We start from the raw sequence: 20447 nt of genomic DNA on the forward strand, positions 1-20447 counted from the left end.
AACAGAAAAATTCACTGCCATCTAGGAGCGCGCCGCGGGTGGCACTCCTTTGTACGGGGGTGTGCGCTTGGAAAGGAGGGCTTCGATGGCGACCCGCGGATCTGGCGCAGAGAAAGCCGCGGCTTGACTTGCCGCCTCCAGGCTAAACATCGTCTGCTGGTCGGCATCGAGTGAAGCATTGAGGGCCGCTTTGGTGAGGGCCAGCGCCGTCGGTGCGGCGTTCGTCAGGCTCTCCGCGATCTCTCGCACCCGCTGCTCCAGGGCCGCGCTCTCATGCACTTCCATGACCAGCCCCATGCGTTGTGCTTCGTCGGCTTCGATCTCACGCGTCGAGAACATGAGTTCCTTGGCGCGCTGTAGCCCAACTGCCCTGGGAAGGAGATACAAGGCCCCCAGGTCAGGCACGAGGCCAAGGCGCAGGTAGGCCATCGAGAATCGTGCGCGAGGTGTGGCGACGACGATGTCGGCCGTGAGTGCGAGTGCGAAGCCGGCGCCAAAGGCGGGTCCATCCACGGCGGCAATCACTGGTCGCCCAAGATTGAGCATGTCATGGATGAAGCGCAGGCCGGTTTTAATTCGCTGTTGCCAATATGCCGGGCCGGCATCCATGTGCTCGCGAAGGACGTGCAAGTTTCCCCCTGCGCAGAATGCGCCAGGCTCACTGGTGAGTACCAGCACGCGAATCTCCGGGTCGTCGCGGACGCGGTCAAGGACGGACATAAGGTCCCCGCGAAGCTCTGCGTCAAACGGATTGTGCCTGGACGCGCGATTCAAGCGAATCCAGCCGACCTTGTTGACGACTTCGAACTCAAGAGTGTCCATGATCGGTTCTCCTCACTCGGCGGGAGTAAACATCGGAACCTGGATGTTGTCCTCGCCCTCGGCCTGTTTGAAGCAGACTTTTACGCGCTGCCCAATGTGGATTGAGTCGAGGTCGCAATCAACGATGTTAGTCAGCATCGTCGGGCCTTCGTCCAGGGTGACGTACGCGATGGCGTATGCGATGGGTCCTGCCTTGCGCGTGACACTTGCGCTGTAGATCGTGCCCAAGCCGGAGAGGCGCTCCCACTCGGTCTCACCTTGACAGAAGGGGCACAGCGGGCGCGGATACCAGTGCAATTTGTTGCAGGATTTGCAGCGCCGGGAACTCAGATACCCTTCACGCGCAAAGGATTGGTATTTCTCCGTGCTGACGTCAGTCGCAGGAGCGGATAGCGGGCGTGCGATGTATGGGGTGCTCATGGTTTATTCCCTTTCCAGAATGAGAGTTGCGCTTCCATGGCGGGAGCCAAGTAGACCACCGGTACCTTGCGCCAGCGCCAGGCCGCAGTTCGGGACTTGTACCTTGGGGTGGGCTTCGCCACGCAGTTGACGAACCGCCTCGATAACCTTGGTGATGCCGCCGCGGTTGGCTGGGTGGTTGTTGCAGAGGCCACCTCCATCCGTATTGAATGGCAGCTTCCCGACACCGGAAATGAGATTGCCGTCGGCGACGAACTTGCCGCCTTCACCCTTCTTGCAGAATCCGAGATCCTCGAGTTGCATCAGGACCGTAATCGTGAAGCTGTCATAGATGGAGGCGTACTGGATGTCTGAGGGCTTGACGCCTGCCTCATTGAACGCAAGTGGGCCGGATACCGCTGCACCCGACCAAGTCAAATCCACGTTACCGCCGAGCTGGCCCTTGATCGTCTCGCCTGCGCCGAGGATCTTGACGACGGGACGACTGAGCCGGCGAGCAATCTCTGGACGCGTCACGACGAGCGCACCGCCGCCGTCACTGACGACGCAGCAATCCAGCTTGTGGAGCGGGTCGGCGATCAGTGGGGAAGCCAGTACGTCCTCGACCGTCACCGGGTCGCGGAGCATCGCATGAGGGTTGTGCTGCGCGTGGGCTGCCGCGGCAACCTTGATCCACGCAAGCTGCGCCGACGTGGTGCCGAACTCATGCATATGCCTGGCGGCAGCGAGGGCATACATGTTCACGGTCACGGGGGCGTACGGCATTTCCCATGGAACATCCGGCGTGGTCGCGGTGACGAGCCGGGCTCCAACACCGACTCCGCTGCCTCCTTCCGTGCGCGGCCTGCCGGCAAGCGTGATCAGTGCCACGTTGCACTTACCTGCGGCAATCGCCTGGGCTGCGTGGGCGACATGAATCAGGTACGCCGAGCCGCCAGTGTCGGTGGTATCCACGTGTCTGAGGTTCGTTAGCCCCAGGTAGTCAGCCATGCTGTTGGCACCAAGGCCAGGCGCATCGCCCGCGCAGAAGTAGCCGTCGACGTCTTGTAGCGTGAGACCGGCATCCTCCAGCGCGCCTTTTGCGCATTCCGCGTGTAACTGCGCAACTGTCTTGTCTACCGCTTTCCGTGTTGGGTGCTCGAAGGCCCCAACGATGCATGCCTTGCCCTTGATTGTCATGGTTTCTCCATTGTTGTCAGTCTCTTCGCTTGATCATATCATTGGTTCAACCATAATAATATAAGTGCGCGTGGGGTGAGAGGCGAACTGGGAGAGCGGCGGACCAGGGCGGGCAGACCCGTATGCGCTTAAGAAATTCCGCTGCGAATGGGACCTTATGGATAACGCGACAATGCGAGCTTGGCAGGTGGAAGCGATCTCAGACTCCGGAGAGATGATTCAACGGGACGTTCCGGTTCCGGTGCCGTCTGATAACCAGTATCTGATCAGGGTAGCGGCTTCCGGGCTGGCGTTCGGGGACACCTTGATTGTCAAGGGGAGATATCAGGTCAAGCCGGCTCTGCCCTTTACGCCGGGTTCAGAGGTGGCGGGAACGATAGTCAATGCATCAGGTGGCCCGCTTGCCGTGGGGACTCGCGTCGCGAGTTCATCGCATCTTGGCGGGTACGCTGAATACGCGCTTGTGTCGAAGTCCGAGGCTGTGGAGATTTCCAATGGAATCTCCAATGCATCCGCGCTGGCGCTGCGCAGCAACTATCCAACGTCGCTCTACGCGCTACGCGAGGTCGCGCGACTGAGAGCCGGTGAAACAGTACTGGTGCATGCCGCGGCCGGTGGCGTCGGCAGTGCCGCCGTAGCGCTCGCGAAATGGATGGGTGCTCGGGTAATTGCAACAGCGGGAGGCGCCGAGAAGGTTCAAGCCGTGCGCAGGCTAGGTGCTGACGAGGCAATCGATTACCTGGCCGCGGACTGGGTGACAGCCGTGAAGCAACTGGCTCCCAATGGTGTCGACGTGGTATTTGACCCAGTGGGTGGTGATACCGGAGCACAGAGCTTGAGGTGCCTGGCCTTCGGTGCGCGGTACCTGGTAATTGGATTCTCCGGAGGATCGCTTACGCAGCTCCCAGCAAACCGGCTGCTGCTCCACAACGCAACAGCCCATGGCGTTCTCTGGGGCGAGGTGCGAAAGCGCGATATGGCGTTGGCTATCCGGCTTACCAGGGAAGTCTACAACGCGTACGCGGCTGGGAACCTGGAGATCCTCAATGGCCAAGGGTATTCATTTGCGGAGGCGCCGCTCGCACTGGCAGCGCTCGAGGGTCGCAGGAGCATTGGCAAGGTGTGGCTTGACCACTGACTTCGGGCAAGGTAGGGACTAGGGGTCGACTGAGTCGTCCCCTAGTCCCTCTACCACGGTCTGCCACCCTCGGCGTTACTCGAGCTTGATGTTGTTCTCCTTGACGATCTTGCCCCAGCGCTTGATGTCGGTCGAGACCAGGTTCGCGAATTGCGCACTCGTAGAGCCGGTGGGCTCGAATCCCATATCGAGAATCTTTTTCTGGACCTCCGGCAATGCGACGATGCGACGCACCTCCTGGCTGTACTTGTCCACGATGCCTTGCGGCGTACCGGCGGGCAGGAACACTCCACCCCATCCGGGGATGTTGATTTCCGGATATCCCGCCTCAGCGAGCGTCGGGACATCCGGGAAGGTCTTCAGCCGCTGAGTGCTTGCCACTGCAAGAAGTCGGATCTTTCCACCGCTCAGTTGATGCGCGTAGAAGCCTACGGAGCCATATGCCACTTCGATGCTCCCGCCGACCAGATCGGTAAAGGCGGGCGATTCGCCCTTGTAGGCAACATGCTTGATCTTTATGCCCGCCTGGTTGTTGAGTCCTTCGCCAATGATGTGGCCGCCGGAACCCATTCCGTAACTACCGAAGCTAAGCTTGTCGGGCTGTGCCTTTGCGAGTTTGACCAGGCCGGCTACATCGGTAGCGGGAAGCTTGGCGCTGACTGCCATGCCGACAGGGAACCAGGCTACCTGCGAGACCGGAATCAGATCGCTTGCCTTGTACGGAGGGTTCGGCTGCAGCACCAGGTTTTGCACGAAGCCACTGAGGGTCATCAAGACGGTGTATCCGTCCGCAGGCGACCGTGATACCGCGGTTGTTGCCAGCATCGAGTTTGCACCCGGCTTCGAATCAACAATGACCTGCTGTCCCCAAGATTTACTCATATGCTCCGCAAGGATGCGAGCGAGTATGTCCAGGTTTCCCCCAGCCGCTGTCGGTACGACCATCCGGATGGGTCGGGTAGGAAACGTACTTGTCTGAGCCATACCGATTGTGTTGACGCCAAGCAGGAGGGCGCCAATGGCCATACTTAGACTTCTACGTGTGATATCAGGGCGAATTGCCATTCTTGTCTCCGTTGTAGTCATTATGCGGTCACCAGCGTGCTGGTGGCCGTTGGAATGCTTGCGCCGAGTTCCCGATCAACCGCTAACGGCCGGAGACTGGGCGACTTCTCTGAACTTACAGAGCCGATGTGACCGCGGGTAGGTCAGCGATGCGAATCAGGCGCGTCTCTTGGGCGGTAATGAGATGCCCGGACGCCGCAAGATATTCGCCGAAGCGGGGATGCGTATCCCTGGCGCGGCAACGGCGCTCGTAGTCGGCAAGGTCCTCGTAGGCCCACAGATGAACGAACTGATTCTGAGGGCCAACCATGCTGGTGTAGAAACCCAAGGGATGTCCGAGCGTTTCCATCAGGACGGGCATGGCGAGTCGATTGAAGACTTCAATGAACTCCGGCATTCTCCGTAGCGCGATGGTGTAGACCCGATGGTCTACGAGCGGTCGTTCGGTTGACATCATGCGGCGCCCGCCTGTTTGGCGATGTGCTTCGCAGTGAGATACGCGAAGGTCATGTTGGGGCCGTGCGTAATGCCTGCTCCAGGATAGTTTCCGCCCATCATGCTGGCGCGATCATTGCCAACTGCATAGAGCCCTTCGATGCGCGTTCCATCCTTCTTGAGGACCTCTCCCGTCACGCTTGTCGAGAGACCGTCGAAGGTCCCGAGGTCGCCCATGACGAGCTTGATCGCGTAGAAGGGGCCTTTCCTGACTGGCGCCACACAGGGGTTGGGCTTATGGTCCGGATCACCCAGAAAGCGGTTGAATGATGTGGTTCCCCGCCCGAACGCCGGATCGTTACCGGCTTGAGCCGACTTGTTGTATTCGCGGACGGTCTCGGCCAATCCCGCGGCGTCAATGCCTGTGGCATGTGCGAGTTCTTCGAGCGTCCGGCCGCGGTAAAGGTAACCGTTCCGGATGAAGCGTCCGATCGGCATCGGCGCAGGCTTCACATACCCAAGCCCATATTTTCCGAGCGTCTCGCGGTCACAGATTAGCCACATGGCGGTCTCTTTCAGACCTGCGCAGGCTTGAATCATTGCCGAGCCAACGTCGTGGTAAGAGTTCGACTCATTGGTAAAGCGTGCGCCATTGCCGAGGACGCCAATTACGCCCGGTTTGTAGCGGTCCAGTAGATGGGGAAACACACCGATTTCCCCATTGCCGAAGTCGACCTTGGTCACGGGCATCCAGGCTGCCGGTGACGTATATCGAATGTCTGCGTGGCCTCCGGCGGATTCCGCCAGCGCTACGCCGTCTCCCGTGTTGCTCTTCGGCGTCGGCGAAAGGTGTTCATGGCCGCGTCGCAGATGCGGATAAGCGGCTCCAATGCGCTTGAGGTCATGCGGAAACCCCCCGCAAGCGAGCACCACGCCATGACGCGCCATGAACGACTTCACACCGTCCGCCGTAGTCGCTACGACGCCTTTGACGACGTCTCCGTCGATGATAAGACGTGTCGCTGGGGCGTTTGTCAGGATTGGAATATTCAGGTCCAACGCGGACTTGGCAAGGCGTGCGGCGAGCGCGTTGCCACTTGTCACCTGTACGGCGCGCCGATAGAGAGCAATTTCCTTGACATGGTTTGCGAGTCGGCGTGCCACGTACAGGAACGATCGGACGGATTTCGTGGCGCGGAAGAAGTGCTTGAGATCGGCATTGGACGAGTTGAACATCATCCCCATGAAGGTGATGGTCTTCAATGGCGGCTTGAGCCTTGGCATATCCTTGCCAAGTCCGCGGATGTCAAACGGCGCGGCAAGGATCGATCGTCCAACGTCGACGCCCCCGGGCGCAATCGGATGGTAATCCGGGTACAGCGTAGGCACGAACTTCATGTCCGTTTCGCGCTCGAAGAAGCTGACCATCTCCGGGCCTGCCTCAATAAACGCTCTCGCAACTTCCTCGTCGTAGAAGTCCCCGGTTTCGCTGCGCAGGAACTTCTGAACGGCTTCAACCGAATCCTGGGGGTTCTGCTTCACACCATGATGGGTGAGCGGTACCCACAAGACGCCACCCGACAGGGCGGTGGTACCGCCGAAGACAGGTTCTTTCTCCAGTACGACGACATTCAAGCCGTTCTTGCGCGCCGTGATGGCGCATGACAGACCGGCGGCGCCGGAACCAATGACGACCAGGTCGTATGCGAGTTGTTCAGACATAGCGTGGTGAAAGACTATTCAGCCTGGATGTTGTACTTGGTGATGATGTCCTGCCATTGCGCCGTTTCCTTCTTCAGGATCGCAGCGAAGGCCGCAGACGTGGACGGTTGTGCCAGCGCCCCGGATTTGATCAGCCAATCCTGAACGCCCTTGTCGGCCATTACCGTGGCAATGGCGCCGTTGATCTTCTGAACGACGGCGTCAGGTGTTCCTGCGGGAGCCAGCAAGCCGAACCAGGCTTCTGCGGTAAACCCGGGTACAGATTGACCGATGGTCGGCACGCCTGGGACAACCGGTGACGGCTTCTCAGTGCCCACCCCGAGCATCGTGAGGCCGCCAGGGCCCACTTGCGAAAGCATGGTCGGCGACGGAGTGGTCAGGAGCATGTCCACTTCGCCGGCCTTTGCCGCGAAGGTCGTGCCGGCTTCGCCTTTGTATGGAATGTGGTCAACCTTGATCCCCGCCATTTGCCCAAACCGGACAGTCGCGAGGTGACCATATGAAACCGTGCCGGCGGATGCATAGCGGACCCCGTTGGGTTGCTTGCGGGCGTACTGAAGAAATTCCTCGAGGTTCTTTGCCGGGACCGATTTGTTGGCGACAAGTACCAGCGGTACCGACGTGACTGTCCCTACTGGTGTGAAGTCCTTCAGTGGGTTGTAGCCGGACTTCTTGTAGAGCAGGGGCGCGATCAACAGCCCATTGTTTGCATACAGGAACGTGTAGCCGTCGGGTTTGGCGCGGGCGACCGCCATGGCCGCGATGCCGCCAGATGCGCCAGCCTTGTTGTCAACCACAACAGGCTGTCCCAAAAGCTTCGACAGTGGTTCCTGGATCTTGCGGACCTGAATGTCGCTGGTACCCCCTGCCGGGTAGGGCACCACGATGGTAATCGGGCGGGAGGGGTAGGGATCCTGTGCGATGGCATGGCCCGCGAGGAACGCACATGCCGCCATCAGGGGCAACTTCAGGTATCGCATTCTTGTCTCCATCTTTCTAATAATTCAATGGTTGGTCCATTGATTATAGCGAGCTACCTTGCGTCCCTGTCAAGGCGAACTGAGGTCGGGGAATGCCCTGACCCCCGTCAAGTCTTGGCCTGCGTTGCTTTTGATTGGTTGTACCATTGACATGTTTTCGGGACGACTGCTACGCTGATTACTTCGTGAAGTGTGGGCGGCTACCCCAATCGCCTCCCACGTCAATGTGCCGTTTAATGCATTAATCGCTGGGATGGAGACGATCTTGCGAACTCAGGTTGGAATCATTGGTGCAGGCCCGGCTGGCCTGCTGCTGTCGCACCTCTTGCACCTCAAAGGCATCGACTCGGTCGTGATCGAGACGAGGACCCGCGAGGAGATCGAATCGACCATCCGAGCGGGGGTTCTCGAACAGGGAACGATGGACTTGCTACAGGAAGTGGGCCTCGGTAGTCGGATGGTGGCGGAGGGCGCGCTTCACCACGGCTTCGAGCTTGCATTCGAAGGCGAGCGCCACCGTATCGATCTGACCGATCTGACCGGGCACGCCATTACGGTGTACGCACAACACGAGGTCATCAAGGATCTGGTTGCTGCTCGGGTTGCGGCGGGTGGCAAGCTGGTGTTTGGCGTCTCGAACACGGTCCTGCACGACATCGAGTCGACGAAGCCTTCGATCCGCTATGAGAAAGACGGCGACACCTGCGAGATTCACTGCGATTTCATTGTTGGCTGCGACGGCTCCCAAGGCCCCAGCCGTAACGCAATCCCGGAATCGGTGCGCAAGGACCACCAGCGGCTCTATCCGTTCGGATGGTTTGGGATTCTGGTGGAAGCGCCGCCTTCGAGTGATGAGCTCATCTATGCGCGCCATGACCGCGGCTTTGCACTTATCAGCACACGCTCACCGACGGTTCAGCGCATGTATTTTCAGTGCGACCCCAAGGACTCCGTTGAGAACTGGTCTGATGATCGCATCTGGGCAGAGCTGCATGCCCGCCTCGACCAGGCAGACGGTTGGCGCGTAACGGAAGGCCGCATCTTCCAGAAGAACATCGTGGGCATGCGCAGCTTCGTCTCCAACGTCATGCAGCATGGTCGACTGTTCCTCGCTGGCGACTCCGCCCATATCGTTCCCCCGACAGGGGCCAAGGGGATGAACCTGGCTGTAAACGACGTCAAGATCCTGGCTGAGGGGCTTGATGCCTTCTACAAGGACGGCACGGAAAACAAACTGAATGGATACTCGGCAACTGCCCTTCAGCGCATTTGGCGAGCAGAGCATTTCTCCTGGTGGATGACCAGCATGCTCCATCGGTTCGAGGATGCGAGCCCGTTCGATCAGCAACTGCAGGTATCTGAACTTCGATACGTGACGTCGTCACGGGCAGGCGCTACAGCCCTGGCTGAGAACTACGTAGGGATGGTCGGTCACTAGCCATGCCGGCGCCGGGGACGGATCATGGCGCCGGTTTTCTCGCTATCAATGCCCAATTGGGAGCAGGAGGATGCGCCTTGGGGGCGTCATGCAGCCCCGCCGGCGACAGGAACTACTGGATAGGCAGGGCAAACGCGCTCTTCATCGCTCGATCCAGTCGGTGGCACGCAGCAGCAACCCGCAGGCCGCTTTGTGAAGCTTCTCGCCCGTGGCGACCGGAGCTAGCCCGGCGCAGGCACGGGCATGCGTGCCTTCCAACACGATTGCGAGCTTGTAGCAAGCGAGCACGGCGTACCACCGTAAGGCATCCAGCTTACGGTTGCTCTTCTGGCTGTAGCGTTCGACAAGTTCGGCTTCGACTGCAAAACCACCCCACGGAGCAATATTGTTTGTTATGTGGTTCGAGCCATCGGGTCTTGGCCAGGTAGCGAGTAGCCAGCCCAGGTCGAGTAGCGGGTCGCCAATGGTGGACATCTCCCAGTCCACCACCGCCGCCACTTCGCCGCTGTCCCGTCGGAACATCACATTGGACAGGTGAAAGTCGCCGTGCAGAATGCCCGGCACAGTCTCCGCGGGCTGCTGCGCACGTAGCCATTGAGCGATTGGCTCCACTGCTGGCAGGCATGCCATGCCTGGCCAGCCCCGATGCTTCTCATAGCTGTCGAGTTGCCGCCGCCAGCGATCCACTTGACGCTGCAGGAAGCCGCTCGGTCGTCCAAAGTCCTGCAATCCAAGCGCATTGGGATCGAGGTTCCCGAGTGCCGCTATCGCCTCGACCATTGCCAAGCCCATGCGATGCCTGATGTCGCGGTGTGAAGAATGCAACGGTGGCAATCCGCTGGTTCCGGCATTGAAGCCGTCGATGGCACGCATAACGAAGAACGTTGTGCCAAGTATCTCGGGGTCATCGCATACCCCAATCAGTTCCGGATGCGGTACCGCGGTCCCCGCCAGCGCGCCGAGCACCCTGGCTTCCCGCATCATTGCAATGTCGCTGTCCGGTCGAGGATGCTGAGGCGGACGGCGCAACACGTAAGCCTGGCCATCCCGCTCGAAGCGCAACAGGATATTCTGGGTTCCTCCGGTAAGCAGTTGAGGTTGCTCCAGGTCGCCGCGGCCGATGCCGCAGCTGTCCATCCAGTCACGTAACCGCCCGAGGTCGAGCAGCGCCGCAAGTTCGTTGCTTTCGGAGAGAAGGGTCATGACTGGAGCGCCTCGTGATATCGCTCGCGTGCCTTGTCACGCAGAGTCGGAAGATGCTGGCTCGGGAATATCTCGTCGGCCGGCGTCACGGCAGCCAGCAACTCCTTGGCGAGCGTAATTTGATGAACTTCCGTAGGTCCGTCCGCCAGACCCATCACATATGACGCGACGAGTTGGTCAAAGAAGGGCATTTCGTTGCTGACGCCGAGTGACCCGTGCACTTGAATTGCGCGCGACACGATGTCGTGCAGGACCTTTGGCATGGCCGCCTTTACAGCGGAGATATCCTTGCGAACCAGCTTGTAGTCATTGTGCTTATCGATGAGCCAAGCCGTGCGAAGTACCAGCAGCCGGAACTGTTCAAGCTGGATCCATGAGTCGGCCACCATGGCTTGCACCAATTGCTTGTCAGCCAAAGTGCCACGGCGGGACGATCGCGATACTGCTCGTTCGCAAATCATGTCTAGCGCTTTGCGAGCCTCGCCGATGGTGCGCATGGCGTGGTGGATTCGTCCACCACCCAGCCGCGTCTGGGCAACCTTGAAGGCTTCGCCGCGATTGCCCAGCATGCAGTCTGCAGGAATCCGCAGGTTATTGAAGGCGATGTACCCGTGCGCGTGGCCTTCTGGTCTCCGGCCGGCGAGATGCACGTCTCGAACGTGTTCGAGACCCGGGGTCTCCGCCGGCACGATGAACGCTGACAAGCGACTGTGGGGGGGAGCATCGGGATCGGTGACCGCTATCGTGATGAAGAACGCAGCGTAGTTGGAGGTGGAGGCGAACCACTTCTGGCCGTTGAGCACCCACTCGTCGCCATCTCGTTCAGCCGTCGTGCGAATTAGCGTCGGGTCCGAGCCACCGTGCGGCTCCGTCATCGCGAAGCAGGAGACGATGTCATTGCTCAATAAAGGTTCAAGAAACTGGCGCTTTTGCTCCGGCGTGCCATAGTGGGCCAGGATCTCGGCGTTACCCGAGTCAGGCGCCTGGCATCCAAACACTGTCGGTGCATATGAAGAGCGGCCAAGAATCTCATTCAGAAGTGCCAGCTTGACCTGGCCGAATCCAGGTCCACCCAATTCTGGGCCTAGATGGCAAGCCCAAAGACCCTGATCCTTGACCTTTTGCTGCAGGGGCTTCATCAGGCGGTTACGCATTGGATCCTGCACCGCATACGGGCTCGTTAGCACATGTTCCAGCGGTTCGACTTCCTCGCGTACAAATGTGTCTGCCCAGTCGAGCAGTTGTTGGTAGTCAGAATCTGTTTCGAAGTCCCAAGCCATGGTGGTCCTTTCTTTCGGTTTAGAGGCGGCTTCGCAAAGCCTTTCGGGTGTGCCGGAGCACTCCGGCAGATCACGCAGCAGCCGGGTTTGAGAATTGCTTCATGGTTGTCCGTGCGATATGCGACGAGAATGCAAGTGCGACGCTAGTGGCCCGTCATGCATGCAAGCCGCCATCCACGGGGATGGTGTGGCCGTTGATATAACTGGCAAGTGGGGAAGCCAGGAACAGGGCGACGCCGGCTATATCCTGCGGCGTGCCCATCCGGCCACTGGGGATACGCTGCAGTGTGGACTGGAGGCGTTGCGGATTCTGTGTTGTCACCTTGGTGAGCTTGGTATCCACCAAACCGGGCGCAATGCCATTTACGCGAATCCCATCCGGCGCCCAGGCGGCGCCAAGCGTGCGAGTCAGCGAGATGGCGCCGGCCTTGGATGCAGCGTAAGCAGGATTGCCAACGGACGCCTTGTAGCCGGAGATTGAACTGACCACGACGACGCAGCCGGCAGTGGCGGCTAATGCTTCCCGAAAGTGCATGCAGCAATTCATGACGCTATTGAGGTTCACCTCGACTACTCGTCGGAATGTTTCGTCTACGAATTCGGCTCGGCCGTATTCGACAATGCCCTGCGAAAGAACAAGCACGTCGAGTCGATCGAAGGGCGCTCGCCAGCGTGCTATGGCATTTGCGTCGGACACGTCGACATTGGAGAAGTGCAGGCCCTCCAGATCCGACCCGTCCTCAGGGCGATAGTCTTCGGCGCGTGCACGCGATCCCCAGACATGCACGTCGGCACCGGCTGTGCGAAATGCATGCGCGATGCCATTGCCAATGCCGCTGGTTCCGCCGACCACCAGAACGTGTTTTCCATCGAATTGCAGCAGGCCTGGCTGAACGTAAGCGTAGGAGTGTGACACCGGATTCTCCAGTCAGAAAGTAAACACGACACGGCCGCACGCGCTGCGCTGCGATGCCATTTCGACCGCGTCAGCGAATCGTTCGATAGGGAGCGACGCTCGAATGCTTGGGCGGATCGCACCTTCGTTTAGCAATGCAACGCATTCCCGCTGGAGTGCGACGGCCTTCTCCGGCCGCTTCTCGCCAAATTGGCGAACGTCTACTCCGACCAGCGATGCGCCCTTTACGATAGGGAGATTTGTTCTGATTGAAGGGATTTCGCCACTGGCGAAGCCAATCATGAGGTGCCGCCCCTCCCAGCCCAGCGTGCGGAAGGCGGTCTCTGTTGCCGCACCGCCTACTGGATCGAAGCACACATCTACCCCATGCGGAGCAACCGATTTCTTCAATACCTCTTTCCAATCGGTAGAGGTGTCGATGGCCTCGTGTGCGCCTGCCGCCAAGGCTGCATCTCGCTTGACTTGCGTCGATGCTCCTGCCACGACTCGCGCTCCCATCCAACGTCCAAGCTGGACCGTCGCGTGACCTACGCCGCCAGATGCGCCAAGTACCAACAGGGTTTCTCCCGCACGTAGCGAGCCTCTTTCTCTCAGTGCGTAGAGGGCGGTGCTGTATGCAGAAGTGGTGACAGCGGCTTCTGCTGCGTTCACGCCCTCGCGTAAAGCGTGAACCCTGTTTGCTGGTACGCAGATGAAATCGGCCCACGCGCCCTGACGCACGCCACACACTGGGTCGCCTGGCTTCAGCGAGGTTTGCGTGTCAGGCCCGATGGCATCCACCACGCCACTGAATTCAATTCCTGCAATGAAGGGCAGCGGAGGACGAAGTTGATAGTGACCCTTTGCGAGCAGTAGATCCACGTAGGAGATGCCGCAGACCTGCACCCGCACACGAATCTCTCCGCCTTCGGGCTGGGGTATCGGAATGTCGTCCACGACTATCTCGTTGTCAGAGTCGTAAGAGTGAACTCGCAGCGCTCGCATAGGGTTTCTTCCAAAGATTAAATGGTTGAACCTATGTATTCTTGCCGATAACTCAGGGGGACGCCCTCTGGGGTTTACCCTTCGGAGAGGAACGCATGAACCAAGCTTCAGACGTTGTACGCCGCCGCGTGCTTGCTAGCCTTGCTGGCGGGGCGCTTTCTGCCGTGCTGCCATTGCGCACCCTGGCGCAAAGCACGGCGTACCCTCGTAAGCCGATTACGCTGGTGGTCCCATTCCCTCCTGGAGGGACCGTCGATGCCATGTCGCGACAGGTCGCGGAAGCAGTCGGTGTGAAGCTCGGACAGCCAGTGGTGGTAGAGAATCGGCCCGGTGCGGCTACGCTGCTGGCGACGCAGCAGGTTGCGCGCGCGCCCGCCGATGGATATACGCTGCTGATCACCACTACAGCGCTAGCAATTAACGCGGTGGCTCATCCCAAGCCGAACTACGATCCTTTGAACAGCTTCGTGCCGGTAGCGCATATGATCAACACGCCAGCGCTCTGGATTGGCCGAACGGCGTTGCCGGGCAAGGACGTACGCGAAGTCCTGAATGCGTACCGTGCTCAACCGGGAAAGCTCAGTGTTGGTACGTGGGGCCCTGCGTCGAGCGTCGATATCTACGCAGCGATGATTCAGGACACGTCGAAGGTGCAGCTCACGCGGGTGCCATACAAAGGCGAGGCTCCTGCGATGATGGACGTTATGAGCGGGACGATTGACACCGCCTTCGTGACCGTGGCCAACTATCGGGCTCAAGTTACTTCCGGCCGCATTCGGCCTCTGGCCGTTTGTGGTCCACAGCGGCACTCCCTTGTTCCGGACGTCCCAACATTTGCCGAGGTGGGCATCCCCGGACCGTCCCTTGCGGGGTACGTCGGAATCGTGGCACCTGCTGGCACGCCGCAGGCCATCGTCGATCGTTTCGCCACAGCCGTCCAGGAGGTCATGCGTACACCTCAGTTCGCAAAGCGAGTGGAGAGCGACTGGGCGTTTCAGTTGGTGGCGGCGGGGCCCGCTGATTTTGGCAAGACAATAGCGCGGGATCTGCCGCGCTGGGAGCGCACCGTCAGGGACTTCCATATCCGCATGGAGTAGTGCGGTACCGCAATCCTGAATGAGGCTTACCGTCGCCCGCGCCCGGGCTGCGGCGCCTCCGGCGGCGGTGCCACAGCCCAGAACAGTAGGACCCAGGGTCAGGCGATGTCGGCCGTGCGCATGACAGATGCCCCTGCCGTGCCGATCAAGTCCAGGCGGCGGTGAGCCAATGCGTACTCCTCGGTAAAGCGGCGCACCAATTCCGCAACCGGTACGACGCGCTTTATGGCACCCACGCCTTGGCCCGCGCCCCAGACGTCTTTCCACGCTTTTACGTTGCCGCCTGAGTTGAAGTTCATCTTTGATGGATCAGACTGCGCCAGAGCCAGTGGATCTAGTCCGGCACGCTCGATGCTTCCGCGTAGGTAGTTGCCATGCACGCCAGTGAAGAGGTTGGAGTACACAATGTCCTCCGCGCCGCTCTCAAGAATCATCTGCTTGTAGGCTTCCTGAGCGTTTGCTTCGTTGGTGGCGATGAATGCCGAGCCGATATAGGCAAGGTCGGCGCCCGCGGCTTGTGCTGCCAGAATTGCGTCTCCGCTTGCAATGGCGCCTGACAACAGTAGCGGCCCATCGAACCATTCGCGGATTTCATGCAGTAGTGCGAAAGGCGACTGCGTTCCGGCGTGGCCGCCGGCGCCGGCTGCAACTGCAACCAGCCCGTCAGCGCCCTTTTCGACAGCCTTGCGGGCAAAACTGTTGTTAATCACGTCGTGCAACACAATGCCGCCATAGGAGTGCACCGCGTCGTTGATTTCGGTTCGCGCGCCTAGCGAGGTGATGACGATTGGCACCTTGTAGCGCACGCATTGCTCCAGGTCGTGCTCCAGGCGATCATTGGACTTATGCACGATCTGGTTGACTGCAAACGGCGCCGCCGGGCGGTCTGGATGCTTTGCGTCATGCTCGGCCAGCTCCGTGGTGATTCGGTCTAGCCATTCACCCAACTGCGGCGCGGGCCGAGCATTGAGCGCAGGAAAGGAACCGACCACGCCGGCCTTGCACTGGGCAATCACAAGGTCAGGGTTGGAAATGATGAACATTGGGGAGCAGACTGCCGGAAGCGACAACCTGTTCTGGAGTAGGGTAAGGAGGGACATGTATGAGTCTTCAGGATTGGCGATAATGCCTTGATGTTCTCGGGGCTGACCGATTGGTGCAGCATCGATTGTGAGTAGCCGGAGCAAGGTCAACTCATTTGGGGAGTTGGTGATTGCTGCTGTTCTACTATCCCTTGAGCGACCAGGGCGTCGATTTCGTCGTCGGTGTATCCGTTCTTGCGAAGTACGTTTCGGCTGTGCTGGCCAACGCCATGCGCCCCCGACGGCTGCACCTTTTCTACGCCGACAATGCGGAACGGGCTGTCGACGGTTCTGTCAGTCCCGCCCATTCCTTCTGCCGGCACAAGGGCGCCTGCATGCACCGCCTGCTCATCGTTTGCGAGGTCAGCCATGCGTGCGACTACTGAAACTGTGAATCCGCCGGCCTCGAACCGTCGTTGCCACTCCGCGGCGCTATGGCGCACGAAAACCTCATCGAACGTCGCGGTAAGTGTCCGCGAGTTTTCTCGCCTCGCTGCGGTAGTGGAATAACGCGGGTCAGCGCCGAGCTCCGGAAGTTCCATCAGGCCAATCATCAACGGCCAAAGTTTCTCTTCCGACACCATGGCGATCGAAAGCCACCGATCGTCTGCACACCGGTAGAAATTGGAAAGCGCGCTGCGTGGCGCATCTCGGGGGAATCGATAGCGAATTTCGGCGCCTGCCAGTACAGCCTGCACCATCGCAGCGTTCGACCAGATGCCGTTGGCCAGTAGTGAGGTACTGACGATGCTGCCCTCGCCAGTCCGCTCACGCTGGTACAAGGCCGTGACAATGGCGCCAAAAAGCGTAGTCGCAGTGGGGTGGTCCCCTTGTGCCATCGCAGGTGCGTTGGGCGCGGCGTTTTCATGGGAGCGGGTGATATCTGTGAGGCCGGATCGCGCAAAGTAGGCGGTTGCATCGAATCCCAGTCGATGTGCTTCCGGGCCGGTTTCGCCATATCCGGAAACCGAAGCGAAGATCAGGCGTGGATTGACCTTCAACAGCGCCTGAGCGTCCAGCCCAAGCTTTGCGCGGACGGCGACGGGGTAGTTGGTGATAAGCACGTCCGCGTTCCGTACAAGCCGCTCCAACACTATCTTGCCTGCTGGTTTGCTTAGGTCTAGCGCCAACCCCAGCTTGTTTCTCGAAACCACATCCCAAGCGTAGTTGTGCTCGCTCTTCGGCAGGTTTGGTAACGCGGAAGTCTTACGATATCCGTCGCCTTGTCCCGGTGGCTCAACCTTGATGACCTCCGCTCCGAAATCTCCAAGAATAGTTGCTGCGGCTGGTCCCGCAACGTAGCTCGCCACGTCGAGAACCCGCAGCCCGTCGAACACGCTCATAGCTTGTCTCCTTTTCAATCCCCCTGACACAGCATCAAAGGGTTTTTCATGATTTGTTCTATGGTTCAACCATACTATCTTAGCAACGAAGTTTTAGTTCTGCTACCAACTTAGCGTTTTCCACAGGAACCTACGATGCCCTTGTCTCGCCGTCGCGCGCTTGCTGCGTTCGCGCTTGCACCAACTATTGGACTTAGCCGAATTGCTGCCGCGCAGAATGAAGCCTGGCCGAACAAGCCGTTGAAGATCGTAGTTCCCTCCAGTGCGGGGAGTTCGATTGATGCCGTAGCGCGCATCTATGCAGAGCATTTGAGGAACGCACTCAAGCAATCAGTGGTGGTTGAGAACCGGCCTGGGGCGAACCAGACAATTGGAATCGCTGCCATTCAGTCGGCACCTGCGGATGGGTACGCCGTGCTCATGACAAGTACCGAACTGGTGCGCGTGCCGCTTCTATATCCGAAACTGCGCTACGACCCGTTTCGGGAGTTCATGCCGCTGACGCAAGTGGCGGCTCCTGCGACCTATCTTTGTGTGCCTGGGGCATTGCAGGTCAGCAACCTGAAGGAGTTCATCGAGCGCGCGCGTCAATCGCAACCGCCCTTGAGCATTGGCTCGCATGGTCAAGGGAGTGGGGCGCACTTCTACAGCGAATTGCTCGCGCAGGCGACGGGCATTACCCTGAACCACGTGGCGTATCGAGGAGAGGTACCTTTGATGCCGGACCTGTTGAGCGGTCGCCTCTCCTCCGGCTGGCTCTCAGGCAATCTCGTCAATCAATATGTGGGTCAAGGCAAGCTGAAGGTCCTTGGGGTCGCGAGCATGAAGCATCGCGTTGCGTCGATGCCTGCGGTCCCAACCTTCTCCGAATTGGGCATTCCGGGGCTCGACGTCGAAGGATTCATCGGCATGTTCGTAAGGGCAGGAACGCCAGTGGCAATAGTTGAGAGACTGGCGGCTGAATTGAATCGGATTCGGGCGCGTCAGGACGTACGGACACAGGTCGAAGGCTACGGCTTTGAAGCAGGCGGCGCCGCAGATCGGGAAAAATTCTCGCTGGTGATGCGGGCCTCTTACGACGGCTGGGGCAGGGCGATTAGCCAGGCCAAGATCAAGCTGGATGAGTAGCGCTTGCCAGCTTACTGCGTTTGCGCTTCTTGCCATGAGCACCCATTCAGACATTCGGCGCGGTCGCCAATTCGTTTTCTGCAGAAAACTATGGGGCGGCGCGCTGTGGTCTCCGTTTTACTTCGTCGGAAGCAAGATCAAAGCTTCTAACGCCGCTTCGCGTGTCTGATTTCTTCCCTCAAGTCCTTGGTAAAGGCTTCCGCCAGAAGAAGTCGAGGGCCGGGACTCGGAAAGATGATCGCGTACCGCGAAGCGAGCTCTTCCTTTAACGGACGCACCACGACGTCGTGCCCTGAGAACAGCTCCGCAGCCCATCGCGACACCAGCGTGATGCCGGCCCCTGCCGCTACGAGTCCGCAAGCCACGAGTGAATGGGGGGTATCGACAATGACGTTTGCCGCAACGCCGGCATTCGAGAACGCGTCGTCGATCTGGTGGCGCAGGAAACTGTGCTGCGACAGCAGGATCAGCCGCTCGTTGGCAAGATCCTTGACCGAAATCACCCGCTTCGAGGCGAGTCGGTGGCCGACTGGCAGTATCGCGACTGCCGGACTGGGATCCAGTGGCTCCGTCGCGATGGCGGGCCGCGACAGTGGCAGTTCGATCAAACCGACGTCGAACTGACGTGTGGCAACAAGATCCGCCACCTGTCGCGATGGCAGGCTCTCGATGTAGACGGATACATTGGGCCGGGTCGACAGAAAACGGGTGATGGCCCTTGGCACAAGCCATTGCGAGATCGAAGGCAGTGTTGCAATGCGCAGCGCTCCCGCGCGCTGGTTACGGATGTCTTCAGCAATCTGCGAAATCCTGTCTAGGCTGCCATAGATCGGCTCGACTTCACGGTATAGCGCCTCGGCTTCGGGCGTCGCCACTAGCTTGCGCCCCCTGCGCTCGAAGAGCTTGTACCCGATGCGCATCTCAAGCAGGCCGATTGCCTTGCTGACCGCCGGTTGTGTCACGTTCATGAGTTGCGCTGCTCCAACCACGGTACCCGTGCGCATCACGGAGTAGAAGGATTCAACTTGTCGCAGATTGACGGTCTTCTTCATACATAACTTTCGGGAATAAGCAGCCTGAAAAGAATGAATTGTTATGCAGGGGCAGCGCTTCTAAGATTCATTCACCCTGGACGCACATGTTAGCGGCAAACCAGGGTATGGAGAAACGGACAAACATGCCCCTCAAACTCAAACATGGCAAGACCCTGCTGCCGCCGAAGTCTCGTATCCACCTGGGCAGCGCGCCGGCATCGGCTGGTCTCATCGCGTTGTCGCTGCTTGCTTGCTTCCCGGTGAGTGCGCAGGAGCCGACGCAGTCATACCCGAACCGCCCGATCAAGCTGGTAGTCGGGTTTCCTCCTGGTGGATCCTCGGATGCCACCGCACGGCTGCTGGGCGCGGCGTTGAGCGTGAAGCTGGGTCAACAGATCGTGGTGGAGAACAGGGCGGGCGCCAACTCCATCATTGCGACCCAGTATGTGAAGAGCCAGCCTGCGGACGGCTACACGCTCTTGTCTGTTTCTTCGTCGTTCGCCATTAATCCGGCGCTTCAGAAGCTGAACTACGACATCTACAAGGACTTCGCCCCAGTGGCGCTGCTCGGCATCATTCCATTGTGGCTGGTTACGCCGGCCAGCGTTCCTGTCAAATCAATTCCCGAGTTGGTCTCGATGGCAAAGGCGCAGCCAGGCAAGCTTCCCTATGCAAGCTATGGACCAGGAAGCGCGGGACATCTGGCATCGGAACTGCTGTTGTCCAGGACTGGCATCAGCATGATCCACGTGCCTTACAAGGGAAGCGGCCCGGCGCTGATAGACCTGATGAGCGGGCAGGTGACGATGATGATGCCGACGGTTGCATCGTCCATCAATCTGGTGAAGGAAGGGAAGCTCCGTGCCATTGCGGTGTCGAGCAAGAAGCGTGTGTCGGCTGTGCCCGATGTCCCCACCATCGCGGAGTCTGGCGTGCCGGGCTTCGAACTTGTGGCTTGGGAATCGATTCAAGCGCCAGCCGGCACGCCAGCGCCCATCGTCAACCGGTTAAACACCGCGATTCGCGAAGTGGTGGCAGCGCCTGATTTCCGCGAGAAGCTCATCAAGCTCGGTATCGAGCCCGATGCGGGAAAGAGTCCCGCCGAGGTGGCTGCATTCATTCGCAGCGAGGCCGACAAGTTCGAGAAGATTGTCCGCGAGCGCAATATCAAGGCGGAATAG

The 20447-nt window shown here is 59.6% G+C and carries 19 protein-coding genes; 5 read left to right on the top strand and 14 right to left on the bottom strand.

What is annotated here, in order from left to right; all coding sequences use genetic code 11:
* Positions 1-21 precede the first annotated feature (21 nt).
* From ACO550_RS36065 to ACO550_RS36075, 3 genes are read right to left on the bottom strand one after another with little or no spacing between them, the layout of a single operon-like run.
* Complete coding sequence (locus tag ACO550_RS36065; RefSeq protein ID WP_315597305.1) at positions 22-822, bottom strand: enoyl-CoA hydratase-related protein; 801 nt, start codon at positions 820-822, stop codon at positions 22-24.
* A gap of 12 nt (positions 823-834) precedes the next feature.
* A complete protein-coding gene (locus ACO550_RS36070; protein ID WP_315597306.1) occupies positions 835-1242 on the bottom strand; it encodes a Zn-ribbon domain-containing OB-fold protein in 408 nt (135 codons plus the stop codon).
* A gap of 3 nt (positions 1243-1245) precedes the next feature.
* Entirely contained in the window at positions 1246-2421 is a 1176-nt protein-coding gene (locus tag ACO550_RS36075) for a thiolase domain-containing protein (RefSeq protein WP_315597307.1), read from the bottom strand.
* Between the two features lie 214 nt (positions 2422-2635).
* On the opposite strand from ACO550_RS36075, the gene ACO550_RS36080 reads away from it, so the two are divergent.
* Positions 2636-3559, top strand: coding sequence for a zinc-binding dehydrogenase (locus ACO550_RS36080; protein ID WP_315597308.1), 924 nt, complete (start codon positions 2636-2638; stop codon positions 3557-3559).
* A 75-nt stretch (positions 3560-3634) separates the two neighbouring features.
* On the opposite strand, the gene ACO550_RS36085 is transcribed toward ACO550_RS36080, so the two are convergent.
* The 4 genes from ACO550_RS36085 to ACO550_RS36100 all read right to left on the bottom strand — a co-directional run bounded on the left by ACO550_RS36085 (position 3635) and on the right by ACO550_RS36100 (position 7761).
* Positions 3635-4645, bottom strand: a complete 1011-nt coding sequence (locus ACO550_RS36085; protein WP_315597309.1) for a tripartite tricarboxylate transporter substrate binding protein — start codon at positions 4643-4645, stop codon at positions 3635-3637.
* 94 nt (positions 4646-4739) lie between these two features.
* Complete coding sequence (locus ACO550_RS36090) at positions 4740-5081, bottom strand: NIPSNAP family protein (RefSeq protein ID WP_315597310.1); 342 nt, start codon at positions 5079-5081, stop codon at positions 4740-4742.
* On the bottom strand, positions 5078-6781 hold the full coding sequence (locus ACO550_RS36095; RefSeq protein ID WP_315597311.1) for an FAD-dependent oxidoreductase: 1704 nt from the start codon (positions 6779-6781) through the stop codon (positions 5078-5080). The genes ACO550_RS36090 and ACO550_RS36095 overlap by 4 nt, the downstream gene beginning before the upstream one ends.
* A gap of 14 nt (positions 6782-6795) precedes the next feature.
* Positions 6796-7761, bottom strand: a complete 966-nt coding sequence (locus ACO550_RS36100) for a tripartite tricarboxylate transporter substrate-binding protein (RefSeq protein WP_315597312.1) — start codon at positions 7759-7761, stop codon at positions 6796-6798.
* 265 nt (positions 7762-8026) lie between these two features.
* On the opposite strand from ACO550_RS36100, the gene ACO550_RS36105 reads away from it, so the two are divergent.
* Complete coding sequence (locus ACO550_RS36105; RefSeq protein WP_315597313.1) at positions 8027-9199, top strand: 4-hydroxybenzoate 3-monooxygenase; 1173 nt, start codon at positions 8027-8029, stop codon at positions 9197-9199.
* Between the two features lie 141 nt (positions 9200-9340).
* Here the strand turns inward: ACO550_RS36105 and ACO550_RS36110 are convergent, their stop codons facing one another.
* The 4 genes from ACO550_RS36110 to ACO550_RS36125 all read right to left on the bottom strand — a co-directional run bounded on the left by ACO550_RS36110 (position 9341) and on the right by ACO550_RS36125 (position 13534).
* Complete coding sequence (locus tag ACO550_RS36110) at positions 9341-10402, bottom strand: phosphotransferase family protein (protein WP_315597314.1); 1062 nt, start codon at positions 10400-10402, stop codon at positions 9341-9343.
* Positions 10399-11682 (bottom strand): acyl-CoA dehydrogenase family protein, encoded by a 1284-nt coding sequence (locus tag ACO550_RS36115; protein WP_315597315.1) that lies wholly within the window; start codon positions 11680-11682, stop codon positions 10399-10401. The genes ACO550_RS36110 and ACO550_RS36115 overlap by 4 nt, the downstream gene beginning before the upstream one ends.
* A 154-nt stretch (positions 11683-11836) precedes the next feature.
* Entirely contained in the window at positions 11837-12535 is a 699-nt protein-coding gene (locus tag ACO550_RS36120; RefSeq protein WP_315597316.1) for an SDR family oxidoreductase, read from the bottom strand.
* 75 nt (positions 12536-12610) lie between these two features.
* Positions 12611-13534 carry a zinc-binding dehydrogenase gene (locus ACO550_RS36125; RefSeq protein WP_315597317.1) on the bottom strand — a complete coding sequence of 308 codons (924 nt, stop codon included), beginning with the start codon at positions 13532-13534 and terminating at the stop codon, positions 12611-12613.
* Between the two features lie 143 nt (positions 13535-13677).
* On the opposite strand from ACO550_RS36125, the gene ACO550_RS36130 reads away from it, so the two are divergent.
* The gene (locus ACO550_RS36130; protein WP_315597318.1) at positions 13678-14679 is read left to right on the top strand and encodes a tripartite tricarboxylate transporter substrate-binding protein; all 1002 of its coding nucleotides are present in this window, start codon (positions 13678-13680) and stop codon (positions 14677-14679) included.
* Positions 14680-14777: 98 nt separating this feature from the next.
* On the opposite strand, the gene ACO550_RS36135 is transcribed toward ACO550_RS36130, so the two are convergent.
* Positions 14778-15779, bottom strand: a complete 1002-nt coding sequence (locus ACO550_RS36135; protein ID WP_315597332.1) for a nitronate monooxygenase — start codon at positions 15777-15779, stop codon at positions 14778-14780.
* An 89-nt stretch (positions 15780-15868) separates the two neighbouring features.
* A complete protein-coding gene (locus ACO550_RS36140; protein WP_315597319.1) occupies positions 15869-17104 on the bottom strand; it encodes a CaiB/BaiF CoA-transferase family protein in 1236 nt (411 codons plus the stop codon).
* 135 nt (positions 17105-17239) lie between these two features.
* Between ACO550_RS36140 and ACO550_RS36145 the strand changes: the two genes are divergently transcribed.
* Positions 17240-18232: a tripartite tricarboxylate transporter substrate-binding protein gene (locus tag ACO550_RS36145; RefSeq protein ID WP_315597320.1), complete on the top strand. Its 993-nt coding sequence runs from the start codon at positions 17240-17242 to the stop codon at positions 18230-18232.
* A 146-nt stretch (positions 18233-18378) separates the two neighbouring features.
* Here ACO550_RS36145 and ACO550_RS36150 read toward each other — a convergent pair whose 3' ends face one another.
* Positions 18379-19284, bottom strand: coding sequence for a LysR substrate-binding domain-containing protein (locus ACO550_RS36150; RefSeq protein ID WP_315597321.1), 906 nt, complete (start codon positions 19282-19284; stop codon positions 18379-18381).
* Between the two features lie 125 nt (positions 19285-19409).
* Between ACO550_RS36150 and ACO550_RS36155 the strand changes: the two genes are divergently transcribed.
* Positions 19410-20447 carry a tripartite tricarboxylate transporter substrate-binding protein gene (locus ACO550_RS36155; protein WP_315597322.1) on the top strand — a complete coding sequence of 346 codons (1038 nt, stop codon included), beginning with the start codon at positions 19410-19412 and terminating at the stop codon, positions 20445-20447.

It is taken from the genome of Cupriavidus sp. (assembly GCF_057315035.1).

What these genes read in the sequence shown, in the direction of transcription:
- ACO550_RS36070 (WP_315597306.1), bottom strand. Translation starts at nt 1,242, where the DNA reads ATGAGCACCCCATACATCGCACGCCCGCTATCCGCTCCTGCGACTGAC.
- ACO550_RS36110 (WP_315597314.1), bottom strand. Translation starts at nt 10,402, where the DNA reads ATGACCCTTCTCTCCGAAAGCAACGAACTTGCGGCGCTGCTCGACCTC.
- ACO550_RS36140 (WP_315597319.1), bottom strand. Translation starts at nt 17,104, where the DNA reads ATGAGCGTGTTCGACGGGCTGCGGGTTCTCGACGTGGCGAGCTACGTT.
- ACO550_RS36130 (WP_315597318.1), top strand. Translation starts at nt 13,678, where the DNA reads ATGAACCAAGCTTCAGACGTTGTACGCCGCCGCGTGCTTGCTAGCCTT.
- ACO550_RS36095 (WP_315597311.1), bottom strand. Translation starts at nt 6,781, where the DNA reads ATGTCTGAACAACTCGCATACGACCTGGTCGTCATTGGTTCCGGCGCC.
- ACO550_RS36065 (WP_315597305.1), bottom strand. Translation starts at nt 822, where the DNA reads ATGGACACTCTTGAGTTCGAAGTCGTCAACAAGGTCGGCTGGATTCGC.
- ACO550_RS36155 (WP_315597322.1), top strand. Translation starts at nt 19,410, where the DNA reads ATGCCCCTCAAACTCAAACATGGCAAGACCCTGCTGCCGCCGAAGTCT.
- ACO550_RS36080 (WP_315597308.1), top strand. Translation starts at nt 2,636, where the DNA reads ATGATTCAACGGGACGTTCCGGTTCCGGTGCCGTCTGATAACCAGTAT.
- ACO550_RS36090 (WP_315597310.1), bottom strand. Translation starts at nt 5,081, where the DNA reads ATGATGTCAACCGAACGACCGCTCGTAGACCATCGGGTCTACACCATC.
- ACO550_RS36145 (WP_315597320.1), top strand. Translation starts at nt 17,240, where the DNA reads ATGCCCTTGTCTCGCCGTCGCGCGCTTGCTGCGTTCGCGCTTGCACCA.
- ACO550_RS36115 (WP_315597315.1), bottom strand. Translation starts at nt 11,682, where the DNA reads ATGGCTTGGGACTTCGAAACAGATTCTGACTACCAACAACTGCTCGAC.
- ACO550_RS36150 (WP_315597321.1), bottom strand. Translation starts at nt 19,284, where the DNA reads ATGAAGAAGACCGTCAATCTGCGACAAGTTGAATCCTTCTACTCCGTG.
- ACO550_RS36135 (WP_315597332.1), bottom strand. Translation starts at nt 15,779, where the DNA reads ATGTCCCTCCTTACCCTACTCCAGAACAGGTTGTCGCTTCCGGCAGTC.
- ACO550_RS36075 (WP_315597307.1), bottom strand. Translation starts at nt 2,421, where the DNA reads ATGACAATCAAGGGCAAGGCATGCATCGTTGGGGCCTTCGAGCACCCA.
- ACO550_RS36085 (WP_315597309.1), bottom strand. Translation starts at nt 4,645, where the DNA reads ATGACTACAACGGAGACAAGAATGGCAATTCGCCCTGATATCACACGT.
- ACO550_RS36100 (WP_315597312.1), bottom strand. Translation starts at nt 7,761, where the DNA reads ATGCGATACCTGAAGTTGCCCCTGATGGCGGCATGTGCGTTCCTCGCG.